General features: G+C 73.6%; 8 protein-coding genes and 1 pseudogene. 5 read left to right on the top strand and 4 right to left on the bottom strand.

Annotated elements, in window-relative coordinates:
* From yidC to rpmH, 4 genes are all read right to left on the bottom strand, one after another.
* On the bottom strand, positions 1 to 1,065 hold a 1,065-nt coding region (gene yidC, locus AB6N23_RS15650), incomplete at its 3' end, for a membrane protein insertase YidC (protein WP_412866925.1).
* 21 nt (positions 1,066 to 1,086) lie between these two features.
* Complete coding sequence (gene yidD, locus AB6N23_RS15645; RefSeq protein ID WP_412866924.1) at positions 1,087 to 1,383, bottom strand: membrane protein insertion efficiency factor YidD; 297 nt, start codon at positions 1,381 to 1,383, stop codon at positions 1,087 to 1,089.
* Positions 1,380 to 1,745, bottom strand: a complete 366-nt coding sequence (rnpA, locus tag AB6N23_RS15640; RefSeq protein WP_412866923.1) for a ribonuclease P protein component — start codon at positions 1,743 to 1,745, stop codon at positions 1,380 to 1,382. Before rnpA ends, yidD begins: the two co-directional genes overlap by 4 nt.
* 11 nt (positions 1,746 to 1,756) lie before the next feature.
* Entirely contained in the window at positions 1,757 to 1,894 is a 138-nt protein-coding gene (gene rpmH, locus AB6N23_RS15635; protein WP_043601468.1) for a 50S ribosomal protein L34, read from the bottom strand.
* A 481-nt stretch (positions 1,895 to 2,375) separates the two neighbouring features.
* On the opposite strand from rpmH, the gene dnaA reads away from it, so the two are divergent.
* The 5 genes and pseudogenes from dnaA to AB6N23_RS15610 form a co-directional block, all read left to right on the top strand.
* On the top strand, positions 2,376 to 4,001 hold the full coding sequence (dnaA, locus tag AB6N23_RS15630) for a chromosomal replication initiator protein DnaA (RefSeq protein WP_412866922.1): 1,626 nt from the start codon (positions 2,376 to 2,378) through the stop codon (positions 3,999 to 4,001).
* A gap of 1,027 nt (positions 4,002 to 5,028) precedes the next feature.
* Entirely contained in the window at positions 5,029 to 6,159 is a 1,131-nt protein-coding gene (gene dnaN / locus AB6N23_RS15625) for a DNA polymerase III subunit beta (protein WP_412866921.1), read from the top strand.
* Positions 6,160 to 6,293: 134 nt separating this feature from the next.
* Positions 6,294 to 7,223, top strand: a complete 930-nt coding sequence (gene gnd / locus AB6N23_RS15620) for a phosphogluconate dehydrogenase (NAD(+)-dependent, decarboxylating) (protein ID WP_412866920.1) — start codon at positions 6,294 to 6,296, stop codon at positions 7,221 to 7,223.
* Positions 7,224 to 7,231: 8 nt separating this feature from the next.
* Positions 7,232 to 8,446: a DNA replication/repair protein RecF gene (recF, locus tag AB6N23_RS15615; protein WP_412866919.1), complete on the top strand. Its 1,215-nt coding sequence runs from the start codon at positions 7,232 to 7,234 to the stop codon at positions 8,444 to 8,446.
* Positions 8,436 to 8,720 (top strand): annotated as a pseudogene (locus AB6N23_RS15610) (hypothetical protein); the annotation flags it as partial. The gene recF and the pseudogene AB6N23_RS15610, both read left to right, overlap by 11 nt.

The raw sequence follows: 8,720 nt of genomic DNA, 5'->3' as shown, positions 1-8,720 counted from the left end.
GGGCCGCGCGGGGCCGGCGTCCGGGGCGCCGCCCGACGGGGAGTCCGCAGCCGCGTCCGTCACGGACGCGGCGGTGCTCGCGCCGGGCGCCGCCGTCGGCTTCACCTTGGCGCGGTCCTTGCGCTTCGGCTGCTGCCGCTGCCCGCGCGGCTTCTCCTCGATCACCGCGACGGGACCGCCGTCGTTCTCCTCGATGCCGGCGCCGCGACGCGCGGCCTTGCGCGCCTTGCGCTCCTTCATCGCGGCCTCGGCCTGCGAGCCGGGGGCCGGCATGCGGCGGATCGTGTAGAACTGCTGGCCCATCGACCACAGGTTGGTGGTGGTCCAGTAGATGAGGACACCGATCGGGAAGTTGACGCCCGAGAACGCGAACACGAGCGGCAGGACGTACAGCAGGATCTTCTGCTGCTGCGCCATCGGGCCCTGGAGCGCGGCCGGCGGCATGTTCTTCATGGTGAGCTGGCGCTGCGTCGTGAAGGTCGTCACCGACATCGCGATGATGAGGAGCACCGTGACGATGCGGATGCTCCAGTCGTCGCCGGCCTGCATGAACGTGCCGGACAGCGGTGCGCCGAAGATGGTCGCGGACTCGGCCTCCGCCGCGAGCGACCTGGTCATCGGACCGATCGCGTCCGCACGGTCGTACGTCCCCGCCGCGAGGCTGGGCAGCTCGAAGAGCACGCGGAACAGCGCGAAGAAGATGGGCGACTGCAGGAGCAGCGGGAGGCAGGACGCGAACGGGTTCGTCCCGTGCTTGCGGTACAGCTCCATCATCTCGCGGCTGTAGGCCTCACGGGACGCGGGGTCGGTGCGGCCCTTGTACTTCTTCTGCAGTGCCTGCATCTCGGGCTGCACCATCTGCACGCCGCGCGACGCCTTGATCTGCTTGAAGAAGAGCGGGATCAGCAGGATCCGGATCACGATGACGAGTCCGACGATCGACAGCCCCCAGGCCGCGCCACCCGCCGAGTCGAGCCCGATCGCGGTCAGCAGGTCGTGGAACCGGACCATGATCCAGGCCACGGCCACCATGATCGGGAAGAGCAGGCCGTCCATCCAGTCCATCGGTCAGGGCTCCTCGAGAGCTCAGTGCGCGGCCGGGGCCGCGTCGAGAGGGTGGTGCGCAGCGCGCACGGGGGGAACGTCGTCGACGCCACCCGGGTTCCAGGGGTGGCACCGCAGCAGCCGCCGCACGGCGAGCCAGGTGCCGCGCAGCGCACCGTGCCGCCGCACGGCGATGACGGCGTACTGCGAGCACGACGGGTAGAAGCGGCAGGTCGCCGGCGTGAGGGGCGAGACCACGTGCTGGTAGACCCAGAGCAGGGCGAGCAGCACGCGTGCGGGCACGCGGAGCACGGCTCTTCCCAGGGCGGCGGCAGTCATGGGACGACCGGCGTCCGCGGCGCCACGCGGCCGAGCGCTCGGCGCAGCGCCGCGTCGAGGTCCGACCCGAGCGTCGCGAACGACGCCGCGGCCGCGGCCGGCTGGGCGCGCACGACGAGCCGCGCGCCCGCGGGCAGCAGGTCGAGCCGCGCCCGCACCAGCTCCCGCAGACGCCGCCGCACGAGGTTGCGGACCACCGCGTTGCCGACGGCCCGAGACACGACGAGACCGACCTCCGGCGGGCCGGGGTCGGTCGTGGTCGTGAGGTGCACGACGAGCGTCGGACGCCCCCCGCGCGCACCCCGACGCACCGTCTGCTGGAAGTCGGCAGAGCGGCGCATCCGGTGCGCTGCGGGGAGCACCGGCGTGCGGGTCAGGCCGAGAGCTCGGCGCGCCCCTTGCGACGGCGCGCGGCCAGGATGGCGCGGCCGGCACGGGTGCGCATGCGCAGGCGGAAGCCGTGCGTCTTGGCCCGGCGCCGGTTGTTCGGCTGGAAGGTGCGCTTGGTCACGACGATCTCCACGTTCTCGGGGCGGACGCGCACGGGTGCGCGTCCAGGTCCATGTGCCGGTGATCGACCGCTCCTCAGGAGCACACGGGGAGCCGTGTGAGTGGCGTCAGGGCGCGCCGGATGGAGCCGTCAAAAGGCTGGATCACGTTACGCTCTGCGACCCGACCCGGTCAACTGCGGCCGCTGCACCCCGCACGGCCTGCGCGCGCGCGAGGCGCCCCGCACCCCTTCTGCGGTCCGCCCGGCACCGTTAGCATCGTGCGACGTCGCTCCCCCCGCGGGCACCCCGCCCGCCCGGTCGGAGCCGCCGGTCGGGCAGCCGGTGGGCACGGGCGACGGACCGACGGCCAGGCGTCCCGAGACGCCCCGCACGCCGGTCCCGTACGACCGCACCTCCCGCACACAGGTGTGGACAACTATGTGGACGACGGGCCCGCGTGCCAGACTCGCCGGACCGCGAGACCGAACACCGAGGTAGGACGTGTCACAGGACGAAGAACCGGCCCGCGTCTGGGGGCACGTCGTCGCGACCCTCGAGGCGAGCCCGGACATCACCCCGCGCCAGCTGGCGTTCGTCCGTCTCGCGCACCCGCTCGGGCTGCTCGACGGGACGATGATCCTCGCGGTCGGCAACGACCTGACGAAGGAGTACCTCGAGACGCGCGTGCGCGGCGAGGTCACCGAGGCGCTGTCGGAGGCGCTGGGCCGCGAGGGCCGGTTCGCGATCACCGTGGACCCCGACGTCGCCGGCGACGTCCCGCCCGCTCTTCGTGTGGTCCCGCCCGCCCCGGCCCCGTCCGGCCAGGACGACCGCTTCGGTCCGGACGACCGCTTCGGCCAGGACGACCGCTTCGCGCGTGAGGGCCGCGACGGCCGTGACACCCGCGACGACGACCTGCGCCCGGACCTCTCCCTCGTCTCCTCTCCCGGCTACGGCGGCTTCGGCCGTGACGACCGGGCGGGCGACCCCGGCGGTCGCGACGACGGCGACCGCGACGCGCGCCCGTCGCTGCGCGCGATCGACGGCAGCCTCGCCGAGGACGTGCGCCCGGCGCGCCGCGGGCTGTCCGAGCCGGCGCGGCTGAACCCGAAGTACCTCTTCGAGACGTTCGTCATCGGCTCGTCCAACCGGTTCGCGCACGCTGCGGCGGTGGCCGTCGCCGAGGCGCCGGCCAAGGCGTACAACCCGCTGTTCATCTACGGCGACTCGGGCCTGGGCAAGACGCACCTGCTGCACGCGATCGGGCACTACGCGCAGAACCTCTACCCGACGGTGCGCGTGCGGTACGTGAACTCCGAGGAGTTCACCAACGACTTCATCAACTCCATCGGCGAGGGCAAGGCCGGTGCGTTCCAGCGCCGCTACCGCGAGGTCGACGTCCTGCTCATCGACGACATCCAGTTCCTGCAGGGCAAGGAACAGACGATGGAGGAGTTCTTCCACACGTTCAACACCCTGCACAACGCGAACAAGCAGGTCGTCATCACGTCCGACGTCCCGCCGAAGCAGCTGAACGGCTTCGAGGACCGGATGCGCTCGCGCTTCGAGTGGGGCCTCATCACCGACGTGCAGCCGCCCGACCTCGAGACGCGCATCGCCATCCTGCGCAAGAAGGCGGCGAGCGAGCGCCTGCAGGCACCGGACGACGTCCTCGAGTACATCGCGTCGAAGATCTCGACGAACATCCGCGAGCTCGAGGGCGCGCTCATCCGCGTGACGGCGTTCGCGAACCTCAACCGCCAGCTCGTCGACGTGTCCCTCGCGGAGATCGTCCTCAAGGACCTCATCACCGACGACCAGACGCAGGAGATCACCGCCACGACGGTGATCGGGCAGACGGCCGCCTACTTCGGCCTGTCGATCGAGGACCTGTGCGGGTCGAGCCGGTCGCGCGTGCTCGTCACGGCGCGCCAGATCGCGATGTACCTGTGCCGCGAGCTGACCGACCTATCGCTGCCGAAGATCGGCCAGGCCTTCGGCGGCCGCGACCACACGACCGTCATGCACGCGAACCGCAAGATCCGCGAGCTGATGGCCGAGCGGCGCTCGATCTACAACCAGGTCACCGAGCTGACCAACCGCATCAAGCAGCAGCACCGCGGCTGACGACCCGCCTTAGGCGCGCCGGCACCGTCGCGCCGCCCGCAGCCCCGGTCCCCCGCACCTCCGTCGACGGCGTCCACGCACAGCGTGGGCGCCGTCGTGGCGTCGTGAGGCCTGCGGCGGCCTGCGCCGGGCCGCGGAGCCGTACGCCGGCGTACGCGGGCGCGGACGGGCGCGGGCCCCGGGTGCCTGCGCGTGCTCCCCGGGGCCGTCACGGCACCACCGGGGCCCCGTCACCACCCCGACGCGCGCGTGGTGACCGCCACGTCGCCGCTGGACGAAGGTTCTGGACCCGGAGCCCTCGTCCACGGGTCCCTCCACCGCACAGCGGTAGTTGTCCACAGGTTTGCACACGGATGGGGACAACCTTCGACCAGGTCGAACGTCGGCCAGGACGGCTCCTGCCGCGACCGACCGTCGACCTCCGCGGTGCCGCGCCACCTGGACGGATGCCCGGTTGCCGCTCCCCGAGCGGGGACTCACGCGGGCTTCGCGACACACCCGCCCATGAGAGGACTCTCAGCGACAAACCCGGACGAATGTCTTGACGGCGGTGTCCACCTCAGGGTGAGACATGCATGGGACGATTGTTCACAGCTGTGCACACACCTGTGGACGACGGTGGACGACGCCCTGCGTTGCTGTGGAGCGATCGTGGGCCGTCGGTGGACGCCGGTGCACGGTCCGGCGGCGGTCCACCGGCGTCCACACCACGACCGGGGTCGCACCACACCCGGCCACACACCCGGAAAAGTGCCGTGAGCAGCCACGACGTCGTCCGTCCACACGATGCACACCCCCGATGACGACGACGAGACCTCTCTGGTGGGGGGATCCACACACCGCCGTACGGCTGTGGCGAGGTGGCGGCGGGCCGACGGCCTCGCGGCGTGCCACCGACCGGTTCCGGGCGTCGGACCGGTCGCGTAGTGTTCGGCAGTGCTCCGCCGGCAGCCGCCGGCCGCTCGCCGCGCCGCTCCCGGCGGCCACGCGCGCCGAGCACGACGGGTCGACGACGAGAAGGTGACGCATGAGGTTCCGGGTCGAGCGCGACGTGCTGGCCGACGCCGTCACGTGGACCGCGCGCAGCCTGCCCACGCGCCCGCCGGTCCCCGTGCTGGCCGGCGTCCGCATCGAGGCGGACACGACGGGCACCATCCAGCTCTCGAGCTTCGACTACGAGGTCTCCGCGCGCGCCCAGCTGCCGGCCGACGTGTCGGAGCCCGGCACGGTGCTCGTCTCGGGCCGTCTGCTCGCGGAGATCTCGCGCGCGCTGCCCGCCAAGCCCGTCGACGTCGTGCTCGAGGGCACGAAGGTGCAGGTCACGTGCGGGGCGAGCCGCTTCACGCTGCTGACCATGCCGGTCGAGGACTACCCCGCGCTGCCCGCGATGCCGCCCGTCACGGGCACGGTGGACGGCGACGAGCTGACGCACGCGGTCGCGCAGGTGTCGGTCGCCGCGAGCCGTGACGACACGCTCCCCCTGCTCACGGGCGTGCGCGTCGAGATCGAGGGCGAGAAGGTCACGCTCCTCGCCACGGACCGCTACCGTCTCGCGCTGCGCGAGATGACGTGGAAGCCGTCGACGCCGGACCTGTCCGCGGTCGCGCTGGTGCGCGCCCGCACCCTCAACGACGCCGCGAAGTCCCTCGGCAGCGCGGGCTCCGTGTCCGTCGCCCTCGCCACGGGCAGCGGCGTCGACCTCATCGGCTTCGAGGCCGGCGGCCGGCACACGACCAGCCTGCTCGTCGACGGCGACTACCCGGCCGTGCGCCGGCTCTTCCCCGACGAGACGCCGATCCACGCGATCGTCCAGACGCAGGCGCTCGCCGACGCCGCCAAGCGCGTCGCGCTCGTCGCGGAGCGCAACACGCCCATCCGGCTCGGGTTCAGCGAGGGCCAGGTCGTCCTCGACGCCGGCCAGGGCGACGACGCGCAGGCGTCCGAGGCGCTCGAGGCCGTGCTGGTGGGCGACGACATCTCCGTCGCGTTCAACCCGCAGTTCCTCCTCGACGGCCTGGGCGCCCTCGACACGACGTTCGTCCGCATGTCGTTCACGCACCCGAACAAGCCGGTCGAGTTCACCGGCCAGGAGTCGCTGGACGGCGAGGACTCGAAGGACTACCGCTACCTGCTGGTGCCGATCCGGTTCGCCAGCTGACGCCGCCGCCCGGCGCCGGGCCGCGACCTGGGGCACAGTGACCGGGGAGCACCACCACCGGGCGGTGCACCCCCGCGTTCGCGCGGACCACGGCACGAGGGCACGGCGGGGACCCGCCGCGGAAGGGACGAGGCATGCACATCGGGCTGGTCGGCCTGGGCAAGATGGGCGCGAACATGCGCGAGCGGATGCGTGGGGCGGGGATCGAGGTCACCGGCTTCGACCGCAACCCCGACGTCTCCGACGTCGCCTCGCTCGAGGAGCTGGCGCAGGCGCTCCCCGCGGGTGAGCGCGTCGTGTGGGTCATGGTGCCGTCGGGGCAGATCACCGACGCCGTGATCTGCGACCTCGCGGAGATCCTCGGTGCGGGCGACCTCGTCATCGACGGCGGCAACTCGTACTACCAGGACGACGCGAAGCACGCCGAGCTCCTCGACGCCCGGGGCATCCGGTTCGTCGACGCCGGCGTCTCCGGCGGCGTGTGGGGCCTGGAGAACGGCTACGGCCTCATGGTCGGCGGCGCGCCCGAGGACGTCGAGCGCGCAATGCCCGTCTTCGACGCGCTCCGGCCCGAGGGCGAGCGCGCCGACGGCTTCGTGCACGTCGGCCCCGTGGGTGCCGGCCACTTCGCGAAGATGGTGCACAACGGCGTCGAGTACGGCCTCATGCAGGCGTACGCCGAGGGCTACGAGCTGCTCGCCGCGAAGGACCTGGTCACGAACGTCGGCGGGACGATGCGCGCGTGGCGCAAGGGCACGGTCGTGCGCTCCTGGCTGCTGGACCTGCTGGTGCAGGCCCTCGACCAGGACCCGGGCTTCGCCGCGATCGACGACTGGGTCGAGGACTCGGGCGAGGGTCGCTGGACCGTCGACGAGGCGATCGACCTCGCCGTGCCGGCGCCGGTCATCGCCGCGTCGCTGTTCGCGCGCTTCGCGTCCCGCCAGGGCGAGTCGCCCGCGATGAAGGCGGTCGCCGCGCTGCGCCAGCAGTTCGGCGGGCACGCCGTGAAGGCCGCGGGCGGCGACACGGTCACGCCGACGGCACCGCCGACCGCGGAGGGCTGAGGCGCTCCGTGTACGTCGCGCACCTGTCCCTCACCGACTTCCGGTCGTACCCGCAGGTCGAGCTGCCGCTCGAGCCGGGCATCACCGCGCTCGTCGGGCCGAACGGGCAGGGCAAGACCAACCTCGTCGAGGCCGTCGGGTACGTCGCGACGCTGGGCAGCCACCGGGTGCCCAGCGACGCGGCGCTGGTCCGTGCCGGCGCCGCGCGGGCGGTGGTGCGCGCCAAGGTCGTGCGCGAGGAGCGGTCGACGCTCGTCGAGATCGAGGTGACGCCGGGCCGCGCGAACCGTGCGCGCGTCAACGGCGGCTCCCCCGGCCGCGCGCGCGACGTGCTCGGCATCCTGCGCACCGTGCTGTTCGCGCCGGAGGACCTGGCGCTCGTCAAGGGCGACCCGGACGGCCGCCGCCGGTTCCTCGACGACCTGCTCGTCCAGCTCACGCCCCGCATCGCGGGCACCCTGACGGACTACGAGCGGGTGCTGCGCCAGCGGTCCGCGCTGCTGAAGTCGGCCGGCGCGGCGATGCGCTCGCGCGCGGGCGCGGACCTGCGCACGCTCGACGTCTGGGACGCGAAGCTCGCGCAGGCGGGCGCGCAGATCGTCGTCGCGCGCGAGGCGCTGGTGGCGGCCCTGCGTCCGCAGGCCGCGGACGCGTACCGGCAGGTCAGCTCGGGGCAGGGCGAGCTCGAGCTGGCGTACCGGTCGTCCCTCGACCCGGCGCTCGGGCGCGGGCAGGACGACGACGCCCCGGCGGCCGCGTCCGCCGACGCCCCGGCCGCGACGGCCGAGCTCGTCGAGGCGCGCCTGCTCGAGGCGATGGGCCGGCTGCGCGCCAAGGAGGTCGAGCGGGGCGTGAGCCTGGTCGGCCCGCACCGCGACGACCTCGTCCTGACGCTCGGCGGGCTCCCGGCCAAGGGGTACGCGAGCCACGGGGAGTCGTGGTCGGTGGCGCTCGCGCTGCGCCTGGCGTCGTGGACGCTGCTCACGCACGGCTTCGACGACGCCGGCGGCTGGGCGGCGGACTGGGGCCCCGACGGCGAGCCGGTGCTCATCCTCGACGACGTGTTCGCGGAGCTGGACACCCGGCGGCGCGACCGCCTGGCCGAGCTGGTCGCGCCCGCGCGGCAGGTGCTCGTCACGGCCGCGGTGCCGCAGGACGTGCCGGAGCCGCTGGCGGGCGCGCGCGTGGACGTCATGGGCGGTGAGGTGTCGCGTGTCCTCTGACGGGTCGCGGCCGCGACGCCCGTCCACCGGACGGACGCCGCCCGCGCACCCGTCGTCCGCGCGCCCGTCCGCCGCGCCCGCGTCCCCGGGCCGCACGCCCGCCGACGCCGCCCCGGAGCCCGAGGACGCCGACGCGACGCTCCTCCCCCCGCCGACCGTGGTGCCCGACGGCGTCCCGGTGTCGGAGCTCGTGACGCTGACGCCGCCCGAGCAGGTGGCGCGCACGGCGCTGGCGCGCGCGAAGGCGGCCGCCCGCGCCCGCGGCCTGCGTCCC

Source organism: Cellulomonas pasadenensis (genome assembly GCF_047229365.1).
GTDB lineage: Bacteria > Actinomycetota > Actinomycetes > Actinomycetales > Cellulomonadaceae > Cellulomonas.
This window is presented reverse-complemented; position numbering and strand designations above follow the sequence as displayed.

What these genes read in the sequence shown, in the direction of transcription:
- yidD (WP_412866924.1), bottom strand. Translation starts at nt 1,383, where the DNA reads ATGACTGCCGCCGCCCTGGGAAGAGCCGTGCTCCGCGTGCCCGCACGC.
- dnaN (WP_412866921.1), top strand. Translation starts at nt 5,029, where the DNA reads ATGAGGTTCCGGGTCGAGCGCGACGTGCTGGCCGACGCCGTCACGTGG.
- gnd (WP_412866920.1), top strand. Translation starts at nt 6,294, where the DNA reads ATGCACATCGGGCTGGTCGGCCTGGGCAAGATGGGCGCGAACATGCGC.